Origin of the sequence: Thermococcus sp. GR5, from assembly GCF_012027535.1 — an archaeon.
Taxonomy (GTDB): domain Archaea; phylum Methanobacteriota_B; class Thermococci; order Thermococcales; family Thermococcaceae; genus Thermococcus; species Thermococcus onnurineus.
Window position 1 is genome coordinate 138511 of sequence record NZ_SNUN01000002.1, and the last position, 16160, is coordinate 154670.

Genomic DNA, 16160 nt, shown 5'->3' on the forward strand with positions numbered 1-16160 from the left:
CTCACCCCCTTATTGGGTTCAAGAAGCCGAATCCAAGGCTGTTCTTCTCGCCCAGCCCGGTCTCCATTATGAACCTGTAGAACCTCCGCTCCCCGGGCTTTATGCACTCCTTTTCGAGAAGCTCCCAGTTGGAGCCGATGACGGGAAACGGAACCCCCTGCTTGACGACCTTGACGTAAACGTCGAGCTTGCCGTTTCTCCTCAGCTTGGGTATCATCCTGTCGAATATCGGCCCTTCCAGTGTAAACTCGTCCCCGTAGAAGGCGTTGTATTTCTTCTCCGCGTTCTCCTTTAGCCGTCTCAGGAAGAAGTTCAGGTCTCTATGGGCGTGGAGCTTGAAGTACTCGTTTTTCCGCGAGTCCCGGTATAAGACCACCGGGGAGCCCGTTTGAAAGCGTTTTTTCAGGGGGAGCCTGAACTTCTTCAGCTCGTCTATAATGAGCTCCTGCGTCCCTATGTATACCCTGACCCTGTCCTTCAGGCTGGAGTGGAGTGCCCTGACGAAGCCCTCGTCCGGGGAGGAGACCAAGAAGGTCGGCCTTCCCAGGGAGTCTATGAAAAAGTCCGAGAATGTAAAGAACTTGAACCTCGGTGCGTCGTGGTTTTCCCCGTACTCCGTGCCCTTCAGCATGTTGTAGATGAACCCCTGAACGGCGTGCTTGTTGGGATAAATAAACCCACCATCAGGGGGATAAAAACTGACCTTAATGCGCATAATCTATCCTCCCCGGAAGGTTACCGTCTTTAACGTGCATGCTCTATCTTTATAACTCTTATTGTTGAATGCCTTTTTCTTCTAACCCCGTGGAAATCAGGTTTTATTTCTTTTTGAATATCCGCTGACTCTAAAGAAACGTTCCGGTCAGGCTTTCAGCTCGTTCGTTAGCTCCCGCTCTTGCCATACGAGCCGTTCTACGGAAACCAAGCGGGACAGTAATGGGGCTTTCACACAATTCTGTCCTACTGAAACTCACAAGGGTTCACATCTTCGGTGGATACACCTACTATGAGTTTCCACACAATTCTGTCCCACTGAAACACGACTAATCACAGCCCGAAAGAGACAGCCGCGATTATGTTTCCACACAATTCTGTCCCACTGAAACACGACTAATCACAGCCCGAAAGAGACAGCCGCGATTATGTTTCCACACAATTCTGTCCCACTGAAACAGAAAGAGCTGGAAAAATCTCTTTCGGCCAAAGCCGATGTTTCCACACAATTCTGTCCCACTGAAACACTCTCGATCCAACAAACATAGACCAATACACTGTCAGTTTCCACACAATTCTGTCCCACTGAAACGCCGACAAGACCAAGCACTGGCAGGTTGTTCCAGATGTGTTTCCACACAATTCTGTCCCACTGAAACTGGATTTTTGCGTATTGGCCCGACACTTCAGAAACGGTTTCCACACAATTCTGTCCCACTGAAACGAGGTCAAAGCCAGGCTCTTCCTCAGCAAACTCCCAGGTTTCCACACAATTCTGTCCCACTGAAACTCCAGAAGAGCTTAAGGAGATGGCTAAAGATGTTTCAGGTTTCCACACAATTCTGTCCCACTGAAACTCATCGCACAGGCCTATACTCAGACCATGTACAACCAGTTTCCACACAATTCTGTCCCACTGAAACGGCATTGAAGTCCCAAAGCCGAATGAGCCTGGAGTCAGTTTCCACACAATTCTGTCCCACTGAAACGCAAGCTTTTCCCTCATCGCTTCATCAACGTTGCCCATGAGTTTCCACACAATTCTGTCCCACTGAAACTCAGAAGGAGACGACCGGCATCACAACAGCTGGGGAAAGTTTCCACACAATTCTGTCCCACTGAAACGAGCGTTGCAGAGGCCGCTATGACTTCGAGACCGGAGTTTCCACACAATTCTGTCCCACTGAAACCGTCGAGCGGGCAGAAGAGCGTCGCGTTGAGGTAAGGTTTCCACACAATTCTGTCCCACTGAAACGACTCAAATCTCACAGCACTGATAAGCCTCTTTGCTTGTTTCCACACAATTCTGTCCCACTGAAACGAGTACCTCACTGCAACCAGACTCATAGGAGCCATTGAGTTTCCACACAATTCTGTCCCACTGAAACCCAACCTCGCTGACTCTTCGTCGAGCTGCCGGATGAAGTTTCCACACAATTCTGTCCCACTGAAACAGAGCTTGTTGGAGTGATAACTGCACTGGCATTCCTGGTTTCCACACAATTCTGTCCCACTGAAACATGCGTTTAGGTTTGGAGCCCTTACCAGCCCTACATCTGGTTTCCACACAATTCTGTCCCACTGAAACTCTTAGAAGTGTTGGTGATTTTGATGCAGATGCAAAGGTTTCCACACAATTCTGTCCCACTGAAACTCAGGCACGAAGTAATCTTAGTGAAGGGAAAAATCATGGTTTCCACACAATTCTGTCCCACTGAAACATTTTAGTAACCCTCTCCATGCTCCTCGAGGTAAAAGGTTTCCACACAATTCTGTCCCACTGAAACTAGACGAATGGTACGGGTGTTGGTCTGGTCGGCGTGTTTCCACACAATTCTGTCCCACTGAAACTAGACGAATGGTACGGGTGTTGGTCTGGTCGGCGTGTTTCCACACAATTCTGTCCCACTGAAACACTTACATACTAAAAAACACGGTGCAAAGAAGCCGGTGTTTCCACACAATTCTGTCCCACTGAAACAGGACACTTTTTCACCCTGTTTTTCCAACAGAATCCTCTGTAACCCCGGATATTTAAGTGTTTCTGGAAAGCCCTACTGGGGGACCCCTGAAAGCCCTGGAATCTGCCGCTTTTCCGGCCTTTTCTGGGGTGGGTGCCTTTTCTCTGGGGCCGAAATTCTCAATGTACTTTGCAGTGCATGAGAGTTCCAGAGCCCGAAGCGGCCCGTATTTTGGAGTGTCTGCCCGAATGCGGCAAGATTGTCAAAAACGTTCAATTATATCGGGGATCGATACTTTTCGGCCGCCGAGCGGGCTTGATTGACATTCCGCCCGGAAATTGGTTACACTATATGGTATCTAATGTAACTTCTTGTTATGTTTTGTAAGTAGTGCTTTCTGAATTCCACGGGGTTGTCTGCCTTTTTCCGGGGATGTAGTCCCTGTAAAACCCTCAAAGCGCCAAAAACGGAACATAGAACATGATAGAGCATAATTTCGGGGCGACAATCTTTCACTTCTCAAACACGTAGAAATACCTCTCCAGGCTCTTGTGCACGCGCTGGTAGTACTTGCCGACCAGCTTAAAGCCGACCTTCTCAGCCTCGGCTTCCCCATCGAAGCTCGTGGGGAACGCTATCGCCAGCCTGCCGCCGTCTTCAAGGACGTTGTAGATGCTCCTTAGGGCTTTCCTGTAAAGCTCGTCCCTCGCCCTTCCGGCAAGAGTTGCCGAAGTCCCGTAGGGCGGGTCCGTTGCTACGGCTTCAAACTTCTTGTCCGGGAAAAGCTCCTCCAGCTTTGTCGCGTCGCCGAGCTTGAGGGTGTAGTCCTTTATTCCGTAGTGCCTCAGGTTCATTTCTGCGCCTTCCACCATTTCTGGCTTTATGTCAACGCCGTAGACCTTCAGGCCGATTAAGCCCGCCTCCATCAGAATCCCGCCGGCACCCATGAAGGGGTCGAGGATTTCCTCCCTTGCCTTCGTCAGGTTTACCAGCGCCCTTGAAATCCGTGGATGGAGTGAAATCGGTCGGAAGAACGGCCTGTGGTGGGCCTTTCTCCTTTCGAAGTCTTTGGGGTCGAAAAAGCGGTATCTTATCCCGGCATAGAGCTTTTCGCCGCAGTAGACCCTCACAAGGGTGTCCGGTTTTGAAAGGTTCACGCGGAAACCTTTGCCGTGTATCACCGCCCCCAGCTTCCTCGGGAGGTCTATAACATTGTATTTGCAGTTAGCCATGGTCTCTGTGTCCACCTTGAAGGTTCCGCTTATCGGCCACTCAATTTCTTTGGCCTTTTCCAGGAGTTCCTCTAGGGAGTTGGCCTCGATTAAGAGTTCCCCATACTCATGGGACAGGCCAAGGCGGTTCAGGTAAGGGAAAGCCCTCTTATCGGCGTCGAGCTTGAGGAACAGATAATCCTGACCCGCTATTTCACCGCCCGAGAGCTCGAGCATAGCTTTAACTTCATCTCTGGCCATCTCTGGAAGGTTTCCGAGTATCTCCAGGTAGAGCATATTGGTCGCTTTATCCTTTCTTTTAAAAATTTGCCGCCGGACTTTACCGGGATATGGGCTTCATAATAGCAAGCAGAAGCAAGATTACATCCCCAACGTGGAGGAAACTGTCGGTTATGTAGAGTGACAGTTCAGCCATACTAGGTACCGCGGGCACGTTATCTTCTATGTGTGTCTAAGAGCAAACCGAAAACTCAATGGAGATAAAAACTGCTGCCCTTGGCTGTAGAGCTACCAGTCCTTTCCATTTATTTGAAATCTGGACATGGAAAAGGGCAGACAGTATAGACCACCAACACCAACGTTGCTGTTCTGAGAGTGAAGTGTATCGAAGTGGGTTTATGTAATCGGATTACCTATAATAACCTCTCCATTTATGATATCAAACTCGTAGAAATCTGTTCCTCCTCCAGGAGACTTCTTTATCCTGAGACCGCGGGTTATTTTGAATTCATTGACTTCCTCAATAATATCTATAACATGGGTGGCATAGTCCTCGAACACGGCCAGACTTTTACTGTTGATGAGCCTTTTGTCAAGCAGAACTACCATGACCGCCTTCTTTTCTTGAACTATCATAACGAGTTCTGAAAACAGTCTGAACACAATGCTCGAAGACTGGAAAACGAGGAGTGGGTGAAGAAGGAAGAACCCCACACTTGAGCCTTCTGGGACGTTTCTAAGAATGTGGGATATCTTATAAAGTTCCTCCTGATATATGTCCCCTCCAAGAACTACCATCCCTATTTTCCGTAGATTAAAGCGTTTCTCGAACTCTTCCTTGAGCTGGGGTGTAACGAACGCAACGGCCTTTTCCTTGTTGGTCTGTAGCATACTTGCCGCTATCTCCTCGCCTAAAGTGCCTACTGTCTCTATTAGGATCACACTGCCTTCAGGGACTTCGCCCAGCAATTTATCGAGCTTTTTTATTCCTGTTTTCATTTCCAGTCACTCAACAAAGATGTTCTCATTATTGTAGACCTTAATTCCGCCGGTGGTTATCCTGTAGGGCCTAATTTGTTCATCAAAAGAGCTTCCTCGGAATTTTCGTATCATAATCCCCCTTAACAGCCGTCCGTTTACTTCAAGGGTCTTAAGTTCTATGACCCCACTTACCAGGTACTCCTCCACATCACTGGTCTTTAAATCAGAAGTTAAAATGACAGTGGCACCAAGCTCGGATAGTGACTTCAAGAAACCTATGAACGTTGTCCTGTAATCCAGTTCATCTTTCACTGTGAGCTTTAGCATTGTTAAAGGATCAATAGCCACCCTTGAATAATGTTTAGATTTGACTTTGTCTTGAATTGCACTCGTTAATTTTTCGAAACTCTTTCCAAACGTCTCGTAGAATGTACCAGCAAAGATGTTATGTGCCTTATCTGTAACGGGAGTTGCATCTATTGCATCGAATTTAGGGTCGTCCAAGTTAAACCCCAGCTTTGACATATCCTCTTTTAGGGTTTTAAGGGATTCCTCAAGTGTCACGTAGAGGACGTCTTCACCGTTTTTCACGCCTTCAGTGAGGAATTGAATGGTGAGAGTGGTTTTTCCCGTTCCCGGGCCACCTTTAACCAAGTACGTTCTCCCGGGGATTAGGCCACCTTCAAGCATCTTGTCAAGTCCTTTTATTCCTGTAGATATTCTCTCCATTATGTTCACCTAAAACTACTCACCTAATAAGGAACTTGGTAGTAATAGTATATATATGTTATTGATGGCCATGGCTTTACATAAAATATGTCCTTTATGATCTAATATCCCGTACATATTGTGAGCATATGGCAATTTTTTGGCATGTATTGGAGGTAATCGCTGACTCCCACTATTGGTTTATGAATCTTCGAAAAGACCAAAAATGAGTTATATGCTTGAGAAATAAAAGTAAGACTACTTTTTGATTTCTACTGAGAGTATTTTAGATTTCTTTGTCGCAGCGTCAACGGCCTTCATTATTGCCGTTCTTATCTTTCCCTCCTCCAGCTCAAAGATACCATCTATTGTGGTTCCTCCTGGCGTTATAACCATGTCTCTGATTTCCGCAGGATGGTTTTCGCTCTCTAAGAGAAGCTTCGCTGTCCCGAGCAAGGTCTGCGCTGCGGCGAGCTTTGCAACATCCCTCGGAAGACCCACCCTGAGTCCACCATAAATCATTGCTTCCAAGAACACGGAAACATAGGCCGGTCCTGAACCACTTAAACCAGTTATGGCATCCATGTGCTCCTCATCAACTCTAAGGCACTTTCCAAATGAGCTGAAGAGATTCTCAACGATTGTTATATCTTCTTCGCTCAGCCCGTCCGATGTGTATGCCGTAAATGACTCCTTGACTAAGATGGCTATATTGGGCATTGCCCTCACGAACTTGGCTTTAGGTGCTAGCCGTTTGAGGTTCTTAAGGGGAATTCCTGCAGCCAGTGAAATTACAAGCTTACCGCCTATTGCTTTATTGATCTCTCTGAGGACTCCAGGCACTTTGTTTGGCTTGACCGCGATAAAAACTACCTCCGCCCATTCCGCGGCCTCGACGTTATTCCTGATGACCCTGACGCCGTGTTCCTCTAACCACATGGCCTTTTCGACGCTCCTCCGTGTTGCGATTACCGAGTGGCCAGCTTCGGCCAGAGCCTTTGCTACCGCCCCACCAATTGTTCCGGCACCTATAACCGCCACCTTCAAGCTGATCACCCCAATAAGTTCTCCAATAATTCATTAACGTTTTCAATATCTCTTCCAACCAAGACAAAGTCAAAATCCCTTCCGTATTCCTTTCTGTAGTTTTCCACGAGCAGTTCGTCGTTCACGGTGTCCCCTATGTAAACCCCGTCTTCACCCCTGGTGAGGTGCCATATTGCCCTCGGATCGGGCTTCACGTAGAGCTCCCTCGTCACAGCCTTCTCGAAGTGGAAGTCTATGAGCTTCTCCGCCAGCTCAAGCTCCAATGCGCTTCTCCCCGTTATAACGCCGAGCTTGAACCGCTTTTTGGCCATCTCGAGCAGTTCCGTCCTTACTATTGGCCTCTCCTTCTTCCAGAGGCCGTCGAAATCGAAGAGCCTTCCCGGGTAGTGCTCGCCCAGGTAAAATGTGTTAAAAACCTGCTCAATGCTTCCGTTGAAGAGTCCAATCCCGAATCTTTCGCGAACCCAGTTTATTCCTTCGCCCTCCGGAAACTCCTCTATGAGCCCTTCAACGTCTCCGGCTATCGCAAAGAGTATCAGCGCCTCGCTGACCTTGAAGTCATCACCAAAAGCTCCCTTCCGTCTAAGCTTCCTTATCCACTCTAGCTTGATTCTCTTCTTAACCTCGAAGAGTCTGAGGAAGTACTCCACCGTGAGCTTTGTGGCTAGGTCGTAGCTCTCGCGGACGTCAATCAGAACGCCGTCAACGTCGAAGATGACCCACTTCATCCTCTCCCCTCCATGAACTCCTTCAACGCCCCAATCAGCTCGTCGTTCTCCTCCCTTTTGCCGACGGTAACCCTTATGTGCCCCGTCAATCTTCCGCCGAGCTTTCTTACCACGATGCCCTTTTCGAGTAAAAATTCGTAAGCATTAAGCTTCATCAGGATGAAGTTGGCCTCGCTAGGATACGCGTAGTCCTTGAACTTCCGATAAATTCGCTCACGCTCCTTGATTATGTAATCGATGTTCCGCCTGACTAGATCGTAGTGGTCGAGCATGAGCTCTGCTATCTTCATTGAGATGGAGTCTAGAGTAAAGGGCGGTTTGATTCGATGGAGGTGGTCTATTATCTCTTCACTCCCGACTGCATAGCCAACTCTGACTCCTGCAAGCCCGAAGGCCTTTGAGAACGTTCTCAGGACTATTAAATTGTCGTACTCACTGATTAGATCCACGTTGCTGCCCTTTGCAAACTCTACGTACGCTTCATCCAAGACGACAGGAGCACCGGTTTCAAGGACGCTTATTATCTTTTCTCTATCTTGAGTGTTGCCCGTGGGATTGTTTGGGGAGCAGATAAAGAGTGCCCTGGCGTTTTCCGCATACTCCTCGACGTTCTGAAGTCTGAAGTTCTCATCCAGTGGGACATCAATTAAATTGATTCCCTCGAACTTTGCAAAGAAGCCGTACATCCCAAAGGTGGGAGAGCTTATGACTATGTGATCCCCCTCAAAGAGCTTCAAAATTAGGCTTATCAGTTCATCACTCCCGTTTCCGACGATTATGTTTTCTTTGTCAATCCCTAAAAACTCTGCTATCCTTTCCCTCAGCGGGTCAGCGGTGATGTGAGGGTATCTGTTGAAGGGAACCCGCTTTAGCTCTTCAAAAATCTCCTCCTTTATCTCCGGTGATAAATCGAAGGGATTCTCGTTCTTGTCAAGCCATATTCTGTAATCTCCCTCCAAGACTTTATATGGCTGGAAGGATTTAACAAGAGGCCTAATCCTCATTTCCTGCGCCTCCTCAGCTCGGTCATAACCTCGCCCAAACTTATGTCGTTGTATGCTAAGAGAACCAGGAGGTGGTAGAGCATATCAGCGGTCTCGTAGATTATCCTTTCCCTGTCCTCTGCGACGAGGACCTCGATGGCTTCCTCCCCGAATTTCTTGTAAATCTTCTCTTTCCCTTCAGCAAAGAGTTTTGAGGTGTAAGATCCATCGAGAAGCTTTTCCTTTCTCTGCTTTATCAGTTCTTCAAGCTCTCTTAGGATTGTGAGCGAGTAGTCTATCTCCTCTGCTATCCTCTCAGGCTCGCCAAGCTTCCGGTAAAAGCAGGAATAGTTCCCCGTGTGGCAGGCAGGTCCTTTGGGCTCGACGATTAAAAGCAACGCATCGTTGTCGCAGTCTACCCTCACCTCCTTCACGAGCTGGACGTTGCCACTGACTTCCCCCTTCATCCTAATTCTGTCCTGTGAGCGCGAGTAGTAGTGAGCATAACCCGTTTCAAGCGTTTTCCTCAATGCTTCTCTGCTCATATAGGCCAGCGTTAAAACTTCTCCCCTCGTGTCCTGAACGATTACGGGAACGATTCCACCATTCTTTTCCCAGTTGACCCTATTAATCAGCTCATCCATGCTACCACCTCAGTAGTTCAGCCTCACGGGTATGCCCTTTTCAGCCAAATACTCCTTCAGCTCCCTGACCGTGTATTTCCCGTAGTGGAAGATTGAAGCTGCCAAAGCAGCCTCTGCTCCAATCTTGAAAGCCTCGTAGAAGTGCTCTGGACTTCCAGCGCCGCCGGAGGCTATGACTGGAATATCTACTGCTTCAACGATAGCTTTGGTTAAGGGAATGTCAAAGCCCTCCTGGGTCCCATCAGTGTCCATGCTTGTAAGCAGTATCTCGCCGGCACCGAGCCTCTCGACTTCCTTGGCCCACTCTACTGCGTTAATCCCCCTCGCCTTCCTTCCCCCGTGGGTGTAGACCTCCCAGTACTCCCCGTTCCACTTTGCATCAATCGCTATCACTAAATTCGCAGAGCCGACAACCTTTGCTGCTTCCCTCACGAGCTCGGGGTTGTTCACTGCGGCAGTGTTGAGAAAAACTTTATCCGCGCCGCTTTTGATTATCTCTCTTATCTCCTCAACGCTCTTTATCCCGCCTCCGACAGTGAAGGGGACGTATATTTCCTCCGCTATCCGTTTAACGAGGTCGAGCAGGATTTTCCTCTTCTCAAACGATGCTGTGATGTCGAGGAAGACGATCTCATCTATCCCTTCTTCCTCGTATCTCCTGGCGAGCTCTATTGGGTCGCCAGCATCTCTAATGTTCTGGAACTTTATTCCCTTGACGACTCTCCCCTCTTTTATGTCAAGAGCGGCTATAATCCTCTTGGCTAACATTCCAGAACCTCCAGAAGCTCTTTCAGGCTGACTTCACTCTCGTAAAGGGCTTTCCCGACTATGGCTCCAGAGAAGCCGACCCTCCTCAGCTTGAGCACATCATCCACGCTCGAAACTCCCCCAGCGTAGATGAACTCCTCATCCTTCCAAAACCGCTCTATACTTTCTATCCCCGTCAGCGTGCCGTCCCTCTCGATTGAGGTGTAGATGAACCTGTCCACGTACTCCCTGAGCATCTCGTAGGCTTCCCCGACCTTAAGCGAGCTCTCCTCGAGCCATCCCTTAACCGCGATCTTCCCGCCCCTTGCATCTAGGCTGACAGTTATCCCGTCGAAGTTGTCCGTTATCTTCTCCAGGAACTCGAGGTCGAAGGCCTTCGTGCCGATTATGACGTTCTCGGCGCCGATTTCGTATGCTTTTGCTATGCTCTCATAGGAGCGGAAGCCCCCTCCGACCTGGACTTTAAGCCCTGTTTCCTCTATTATCTCCTTCACAACGTCAAGGTTCTGTGGCTTCCCTGTGAAAGCTCCGTCTAAGTCCACGACGTGGATTTTATCAACGAGCTCTGCAAATCTGCTTGCTATTTCCACGGGATCGCCGTAGACCTTCACTTTCTCCTTCTGCCCCCTGTAGAGGCGCACGGCTTTTCCACCCATGAGGTCAATGGCTGGATAAATTCTCATCTCACAACCTCCTGAAGTTTGCTAAAAGTCTCAACCCGTTTCTGCTCGACTTTTCAGGGTGGAACTGCACCGCGAAGACGTTGTCCCTGCAGACTGCTGAGGTAAAGACGACCTCGTTCCCCTTGGACTTGTAATCGGTAACTCCGGCGATTATGCCCTCGTCCGCTGGCTGGGCGTAGTAGGAGTGGACAAAGTAGAAGTAAGCTCCGTCCTTTATGCCCTCAAAGAGCTTGCATTCTTTTTTCTGCCACACCTGGTTCCAGCCTATGTGCGGCGTTCTGACTCCTCTAAACCTCACAACGTTACCCTCGAAGGCACCTAAGCCCTTACCCCTGCTTTCTTCACTCCACTCAAACAGCAATTGAAGTCCAAGGCATATCCCAAGGAACGGCTTTCCGTCGTTTATAGCATCCAAGATAACTCCCCTCAAAGGCTCAAGCTTCTCCATCACAGCTCCAAAGTTTCCAACCCCGGGCAGGACTATTTTCTCGGCTTTTTCTATTTCATAGGGGTCGCTCGTAATTACTCCTCCGAGGGCTTTCCTCACGTTGGCCAAGTTGCCTATGTCAAGATCAACTATTGCAATCACTACAGCACCCCCTTTGTGCTCTCCAAACGCTCACTCTCTCTCAAAGCCTGTTTTAAAGCAATGCCGAGTCCCTTAAAGGTCGCTTCGATTATGTGGTGGGCGTTTATTCCAGCCAGCTGCTTCACGTGGATTGTTGCATTCAGCGTCCTCGCCAGCGCCCAGAGGAACTCCCTGACGAGCGTAACCTCGAAGCCCTCTTCGCTCTCCTTCACGTCAAGCTCAAGGTTGAGGTAGGGCCTTGATATGTCCACAGCGACCAGAACTAGTGCATCGTCCATGGGCATTACGGCATTTCCGAAGCGCGCTATCTTTTTGCCCCTAATTTTCTCCCTAAGCTCCTCTCCGAGGACTATACCCAGGTCTTCCCATAGGTGGTGCCTCAAATCGTAGCTCGCCCTGATGCTGACATTCTGCTCCATGTAAAAGAATAAAGCAGTGAGGAGGTGGTCGAACACTCTGTCTCCCGTCTCTATGCCTCCCTCAACGCCAATCTCCACAGCTATGTCGGTCTCTTTCGTTTTGCGCCTCATCTTCTAACCTCCATGCTCCTTTTGTGCATCTCAAGTCCTTCAATTTCGGCCAGGCGAATTCCTAGATATCTCTCCGCCAAGAACTCCTCTCTGCTGACGTAGGCTAAGCTAATCCTCTTCATGAAGTCCATAACTGTTAAAACTCCGCTGAACTTCGCTGCTCCTCCCGTCGGAAGGACGTGGTTGACGCCGAGGAAGTAGTCAGCCGCTGGCACTGGCGTGTACTCCCCGAGGTATATCGCTCCCGCGTTGTCTATGAGGTCAACCAGTCCCATTGGGTTCTCGGTGATTATTTCCAAGTGCTCCGGAGCTATCTCGTTAGCCTTTTCGGCGCATTCCGCAAGGCTCTTACAGAGAACGACCTCGATCCCGTCCCTGTTGCAGTACTCTGCCAGCTCTCTTGAAGTCGTCAGGAGCCAGGCCTTGCTGTCCTTTCCGTGCTCAAGCTGGGAGAGTAAGTCGTAGAGGACGTATTCTTTGTTCGCGCTCTCATCGGCTATAACTGCTATCTCCGACGGTCCAGCCAAGCTGTCAATTCCCACAACACCGAAAACCTGCCTCTTTGCCTCGTTCACGAACTTGTTGCCCGGACCAAAGATTTTGTCCACTTTCTTCATGCCAATGCCATAAGCCATTGCTCCAATCGCCTGAATCCCGCCGAGCTTGTAGACCTCTTTAATGCCGAGGAGCTTTGCCACGTAGAGGACGTAGGGGTTAACTTTGCCATTTTTGGGTGGTATTGTAACCGCTATCTCCTTAACGCCCGCTATTTTTGCCGGAACCCCGACCATCATGAGCGTCGAGGGCAGAGGCTTTCCTCCCGGGACGTAGATTCCTATCCTCCTAATTGGCTTGTAGATTATGCCGTAAAGCGAGGCGTTCTTTATGTAGAGCTTATCGTTCTCAAGCTGCTTCTCGTGGTAAAAGCGGATTCTCTCTATTGTACGCTTGATGATCTCCTTGTCTTTTTCTGGAATCAGCCTCTCAGCTTCTTCGAACTCCTCCTCACTTACCAGGAATTCGCCCTCGTAGCCGTCGAACTTCTTTGAGTATTCCTTCACCGCTTCGATGCCCCTCTCCCTTATATCCCTCAAAATTCCAGCCACGTAGCTTTCCAGCTCAAAATCCATCTCTAACAACCTCCTTAATTTTTAAAACGAGTTCGTTAATTTCGTCAAACTTCGTCTTCTGGGAGATTCTGTTCACCAAGAGCAAAGCCGAAACATCCATAATCTTCTCTACCTCAACTAAGCCGTTAGCCCTCAACGTGTTTCCAGTCTCGACTATGTCAACGATGGCATCTGCAACCCCAATCTTTGGAGCGAGCTCAATGCTCCCGTGGAGCTTTATCACTTCAACTTCAACTCCATTCCTCTCGAAAAACTTCCTCGCAAGGTTTGGATATTTGGTGGCTATCCTGAACCCGTTCATCTCTTCAACGCTGACTGCACTCTCTTTGGGCATCGCCAGGCTCAGGCGGCACTTCCCAAAAGGCAGCTCAAGAGGAACGAGGACGTCGCTTCCCCTTTCCTCCACGACGTCGCTTCCGGCTATGCCGACATCTATGCCGTGCTCTACATACACGGGCACATCAAAAGCCCTCGCAAGGAGAAGCTCATACCTGCCGTTTCTCACTATCAGTTCCCGGGTCTCTGGTGGTTTGAGCTCAATGCCTGCTTTTTTGAGGATTTCAAGAGAGCCTTTGAACAATCTTCCTTTGGGCAGAACAAACCTCATTATTCCACCTCCACTGGAATGCCGAGCTTAACAAGCTCCTTTGCAAGCTTGTACGTTTCCTTTAGCTCCCCCTGAATTCTCTTCCTGTTCTTCTCTATTTTGCCGTTAAAGAGCTTTGAGAGTGCATTTAAGTCAAAGGCGAATCCAAAGGCTTTTTTACCCTTAAATATATACTCGCCTCCGCCACCCAAGGGCTTGCCAATCTCTGGAGAATAGACCTCAAAGATCACGTCACTGTAGTAGGGCAGGGGCCTTATCGTGCCGAAATCTATGAAGACCCTCCTGTCGTCAAGGGCATCGATGATTTTGTTGAGCTTTTTATATCCGCAGCTCTTTCCTCTGAAGTTGAACAGCTGCCAGAGCTCCTCCTTTTTTTCTTCACTTATGGGTAGCCTCTCAATAATTTCGAAGTTCCTCCTCGTCAGGGCTCTGAAGATCTCTGCCCTAAATTCTTCAATTCCTTCAATGGCACTCTCCCAGATTTTCAGGCTGCCGACGTCGATGTAAAAGTCCTCAATGCCGAGCGCCTCGAGGGAAGTTATAACAGTTAAAAGAACCTCAACCTGCATTTTGATGTCTTCTCCGCCAATGAACTCAACTCCAGCCTGCCACTTCCCTCTAATCCCTCCGTCCAACACTTCGCTGATGTAGTATAGCTTGAGCCTCCTTGGCTCCTTGAGGTTTGCAAGTATCTGGGAGGTTAAATCGGGTTTTATTACGTAGAACTCATTGTCGTAGACGAACTTTGTCCCTTTCCTCAGCTCCTCGCTGAATTCCTCTATCGTTGGCAGGAACACTTCCCTGTAGCCCCACAGCTCAAATGTTCGCCTTAGATATTTTGTAATATCCGCTAACCTCTCTGATTCGGAAAGCAAATCCTTCTTCACAATAACCCCTCCGAGAACTTTTGAATGAGAACATCCCCTGCTAAATAGATCATAACTTGGTTAAATGTCCCAGAACAGTCAATGATGATGGCAGTAGCTCACCAGAAAAGCGGATATGTTACAGTAGTTCAACTTGGTGGATATAATTTTCGAGTTTTTGGGCACTTTCCTGTCTTTCATGTTGATCACCCCAGTCTGAGATTGAGGAGTGTTTGTTACAGTATTTAAGCCTATCCAATGATTTTCTGTCAAGATGTCTGCAATGCGTGAAAATCTTGTCATAATATCTAAAAACTGCGCGAGGAACTTAGTAGATATATCCAAAATGACCGCCTATGGGTCTTCCGAAAAATGTAATCGAAAATGTTAATAGACTTGAAAGCGAGATAGATATGGTGATTTGCGTGGAGATAACAGACAAGGAAGTTTTTGAGATTGCCATAAACTCTGAGATTAGGGCCAAGGAGGCCTATGAGAAGCTTGCTTCTCTCGTCAAGAGCGACATAATAGGGGACGAACTCCTTTTCTTGGCCAAGGAGGAGGACAAACACAGGGAAATCATAGAGAGAATGGCCGAAAAGTTCACGGGCGAAAACGTTGAGCCCAAGAAGATAGAGATAGACATAATGGGGGAGTTCAAGGTCGTAGCCGAGAAGATGGCTGAAGCTATAAGCAAGCCCGATATAAACATTGACGAGATTTATGAGATTTCCATGCAGGCTGAACTCATCAGCGAGAAGCTCTACAAGGAACTGGCTGGCTATGCAGCCACCGAAAAGACCAAACTTCTCCTTGAGATGCTCGCTGACATGGAGAGGAACCACTACAATATGCTGAGGAAGCAGTACGACTACATAATGCGCTATCCTGACGTCTACAAGGAGGAGTTTTACGACCAGCTCATGAAAGATATAAACTTCAACTTCTGAGCTCCCCGTTCACGTCACTCATACAACATAAGCCCGGAATGCTGGGGATGCTATACTTTACCTAAATTTTTTGATCCTATTAAAAAATGCTCCATCCCAGCATGAGACTGAAAAGCAAAAGTAGACAAGGTTGGATTTTATACCGGGAAAAAAGTTTATATATGTAGAAAAACTGATTATTTTAGGTGAACCTAATGAAAAGAGCTTTGTTGGGTTTGGTTTTTGTTTTTGTGGTTTTTCTGAGCGGATGCATAGGCGGTGAAAGTATCTCAACAACATCTTCCTCAGTTTCTACGGCGACGACTCTAAGTGAGTGGAAAGCAGACGGTGTTATCGGAGAAAACGAATACTCCCATAAGCTCTCACTTGCCAATGACAAGTTTGTTGTATACTGGAGGAACGATGAGGAGTATCTCTATGTGGCCCTCAAGGGGCAGACAACGGGTTGGGTGGCAATAGGATTTGAGCCGAGCGTTGCAATGAAGGATGCCGACATGATCTTCGGCTGGGTGCAGGATGGTCAGATCGTGGTCATAGACGCGTACTCGACGGGGACCTATGGGCCTCATCCTCCTGATGGAGAGCTGGGCGGAACGAACGATATTCTGGCCTTCGCTGGAAAAGAGGAGAACGGCTACACCGTCATAGAGTTCAAGAGGAAGCTTGACACCGGAGACAAGTACGATAAGGTCTTCAAGCCAGGGCAGAAAATTAAATTCATCTTCGCGATGGCCGACGTCGACGACTTTACAACAAAACACAATATAGCTCGAGGCAGCGGCGAGCTGACCCTTGACGGCTGATTTTCCTTTTTTGGGGT

Annotated in this window: 17 protein-coding genes and 1 CRISPR repeat array; of the genes, 2 read left to right on the plus strand and 15 right to left on the minus strand. The window is 48.5% G+C overall.

From position 1 onward, the window contains the following. Window position 1: 1 nt before the first annotated feature. The 15 genes from cas6 to E3E33_RS02660 all read right to left on the minus strand — a co-directional run bounded on the left by cas6 (window position 2) and on the right by E3E33_RS02660 (window position 14411). Window positions 2-715 (minus strand): CRISPR-associated endoribonuclease Cas6, encoded by a 714-nt coding sequence (cas6, locus tag E3E33_RS02590; RefSeq protein ID WP_167712184.1) that lies wholly within the window; start codon window positions 713-715, stop codon window positions 2-4. A gap of 226 nt (window positions 716-941) precedes the next feature. After that, window positions 942-2695: direct repeats of the CRISPR family, unit length 29 nt; unit sequence GTTTCCACACAATTCTGTCCCACTGAAAC. 492 nt (window positions 2696-3187) lie between these two features. After that, entirely contained in the window at window positions 3188-4183 is a 996-nt protein-coding gene (locus tag E3E33_RS02595; protein WP_167711875.1) for a TIGR01177 family methyltransferase, read from the minus strand. A 339-nt stretch (window positions 4184-4522) separates the two neighbouring features. Beyond that, complete coding sequence (locus E3E33_RS02600) at window positions 4523-5125, minus strand: hypothetical protein (protein ID WP_048055057.1); 603 nt, start codon at window positions 5123-5125, stop codon at window positions 4523-4525. Window positions 5126-5131: 6 nt separating this feature from the next. Continuing rightward, window positions 5132-5836, minus strand: coding sequence for an ATPase domain-containing protein (locus E3E33_RS02605; RefSeq protein ID WP_012571849.1), 705 nt, complete (start codon window positions 5834-5836; stop codon window positions 5132-5134). A 237-nt stretch (window positions 5837-6073) separates the two neighbouring features. Continuing rightward, window positions 6074-6862 carry a pyrroline-5-carboxylate reductase gene (gene proC, locus E3E33_RS02610; protein ID WP_012571848.1) on the minus strand — a complete coding sequence of 263 codons (789 nt, stop codon included), beginning with the start codon at window positions 6860-6862 and terminating at the stop codon, window positions 6074-6076. A 5-nt stretch (window positions 6863-6867) separates the two neighbouring features. Beyond that, window positions 6868-7590 carry an HAD family hydrolase gene (locus E3E33_RS02615; RefSeq protein WP_167711876.1) on the minus strand — a complete coding sequence of 241 codons (723 nt, stop codon included), beginning with the start codon at window positions 7588-7590 and terminating at the stop codon, window positions 6868-6870. Next, window positions 7587-8594 (minus strand): histidinol-phosphate transaminase, encoded by a 1008-nt coding sequence (gene hisC, locus E3E33_RS02620; RefSeq protein WP_167711877.1) that lies wholly within the window; start codon window positions 8592-8594, stop codon window positions 7587-7589. The genes E3E33_RS02615 and hisC overlap by 4 nt, the downstream gene beginning before the upstream one ends. Then, window positions 8591-9217, minus strand: a complete 627-nt coding sequence (gene hisIE / locus E3E33_RS02625; RefSeq protein WP_012571845.1) for a bifunctional phosphoribosyl-AMP cyclohydrolase/phosphoribosyl-ATP diphosphatase HisIE — start codon at window positions 9215-9217, stop codon at window positions 8591-8593. The genes hisC and hisIE overlap by 4 nt, the downstream gene beginning before the upstream one ends. Window positions 9218-9226: 9 nt before the next feature. Beyond that, window positions 9227-9985, minus strand: a complete 759-nt coding sequence (gene hisF, locus E3E33_RS02630) for an imidazole glycerol phosphate synthase subunit HisF (protein ID WP_012571844.1) — start codon at window positions 9983-9985, stop codon at window positions 9227-9229. Then, a complete protein-coding gene (hisA, locus tag E3E33_RS02635; RefSeq protein WP_167711878.1) occupies window positions 9979-10668 on the minus strand; it encodes a 1-(5-phosphoribosyl)-5-((5-phosphoribosylamino)methylideneamino)imidazole-4-carboxamide isomerase in 690 nt (229 codons plus the stop codon). The genes hisF and hisA overlap by 7 nt, the downstream gene beginning before the upstream one ends. A gap of 1 nt (window position 10669) precedes the next feature. Beyond that, on the minus strand, window positions 10670-11257 hold the full coding sequence (gene hisH / locus E3E33_RS02640; RefSeq protein WP_012571842.1) for an imidazole glycerol phosphate synthase subunit HisH: 588 nt from the start codon (window positions 11255-11257) through the stop codon (window positions 10670-10672). Next, complete coding sequence (gene hisB, locus E3E33_RS02645; protein ID WP_012571841.1) at window positions 11257-11787, minus strand: imidazoleglycerol-phosphate dehydratase HisB; 531 nt, start codon at window positions 11785-11787, stop codon at window positions 11257-11259. Before hisB ends, hisH begins: the two co-directional genes overlap by 1 nt. After that, on the minus strand, window positions 11784-12917 hold the full coding sequence (gene hisD / locus E3E33_RS02650) for a histidinol dehydrogenase (protein ID WP_167711879.1): 1134 nt from the start codon (window positions 12915-12917) through the stop codon (window positions 11784-11786). The genes hisB and hisD overlap by 4 nt, the downstream gene beginning before the upstream one ends. Then, window positions 12907-13524 (minus strand): ATP phosphoribosyltransferase, encoded by a 618-nt coding sequence (gene hisG, locus E3E33_RS02655; RefSeq protein WP_167711880.1) that lies wholly within the window; start codon window positions 13522-13524, stop codon window positions 12907-12909. The genes hisD and hisG overlap by 11 nt, the downstream gene beginning before the upstream one ends. Next, window positions 13524-14411 (minus strand): ATP phosphoribosyltransferase regulatory subunit, encoded by an 888-nt coding sequence (locus tag E3E33_RS02660; protein WP_167711881.1) that lies wholly within the window; start codon window positions 14409-14411, stop codon window positions 13524-13526. The genes hisG and E3E33_RS02660 overlap by 1 nt, the downstream gene beginning before the upstream one ends. A 404-nt stretch (window positions 14412-14815) precedes the next feature. Here E3E33_RS02660 and E3E33_RS02665 point away from each other — a divergent pair, with 404 nt between their 5' ends. Next, complete coding sequence (locus tag E3E33_RS02665) at window positions 14816-15340, plus strand: ferritin family protein (protein WP_048055056.1); 525 nt, start codon at window positions 14816-14818, stop codon at window positions 15338-15340. 194 nt (window positions 15341-15534) lie between these two features. After that, window positions 15535-16143 (plus strand): DOMON domain-containing protein, encoded by a 609-nt coding sequence (locus E3E33_RS02670; RefSeq protein ID WP_012571836.1) that lies wholly within the window; start codon window positions 15535-15537, stop codon window positions 16141-16143. The last annotated feature ends 17 nt before the right edge of the window (window positions 16144-16160 follow it).

What these genes read in the sequence shown, in the direction of transcription:
- E3E33_RS02600 (WP_048055057.1), bottom strand. Translation starts at nt 5,125, where the DNA reads ATGAAAACAGGAATAAAAAAGCTCGATAAATTGCTGGGCGAAGTCCCT.
- hisC (WP_167711877.1), bottom strand. Translation starts at nt 8,594, where the DNA reads ATGAGGATTAGGCCTCTTGTTAAATCCTTCCAGCCATATAAAGTCTTG.
- cas6 (WP_167712184.1), bottom strand. Translation starts at nt 715, where the DNA reads ATGCGCATTAAGGTCAGTTTTTATCCCCCTGATGGTGGGTTTATTTAT.
- hisB (WP_012571841.1), bottom strand. Translation starts at nt 11,787, where the DNA reads ATGAGGCGCAAAACGAAAGAGACCGACATAGCTGTGGAGATTGGCGTT.
- E3E33_RS02615 (WP_167711876.1), bottom strand. Translation starts at nt 7,590, where the DNA reads ATGAAGTGGGTCATCTTCGACGTTGACGGCGTTCTGATTGACGTCCGC.
- E3E33_RS02670 (WP_012571836.1), top strand. Translation starts at nt 15,535, where the DNA reads ATGAAAAGAGCTTTGTTGGGTTTGGTTTTTGTTTTTGTGGTTTTTCTG.
- hisA (WP_167711878.1), bottom strand. Translation starts at nt 10,668, where the DNA reads ATGAGAATTTATCCAGCCATTGACCTCATGGGTGGAAAAGCCGTGCGC.
- E3E33_RS02595 (WP_167711875.1), bottom strand. Translation starts at nt 4,183, where the DNA reads ATGCTCTACCTGGAGATACTCGGAAACCTTCCAGAGATGGCCAGAGAT.
- hisIE (WP_012571845.1), bottom strand. Translation starts at nt 9,217, where the DNA reads ATGGATGAGCTGATTAATAGGGTCAACTGGGAAAAGAATGGTGGAATC.
- hisD (WP_167711879.1), bottom strand. Translation starts at nt 12,917, where the DNA reads ATGGATTTTGAGCTGGAAAGCTACGTGGCTGGAATTTTGAGGGATATA.
- hisG (WP_167711880.1), bottom strand. Translation starts at nt 13,524, where the DNA reads ATGAGGTTTGTTCTGCCCAAAGGAAGATTGTTCAAAGGCTCTCTTGAA.
- hisF (WP_012571844.1), bottom strand. Translation starts at nt 9,985, where the DNA reads ATGTTAGCCAAGAGGATTATAGCCGCTCTTGACATAAAAGAGGGGAGA.
- E3E33_RS02605 (WP_012571849.1), bottom strand. Translation starts at nt 5,836, where the DNA reads ATGGAGAGAATATCTACAGGAATAAAAGGACTTGACAAGATGCTTGAA.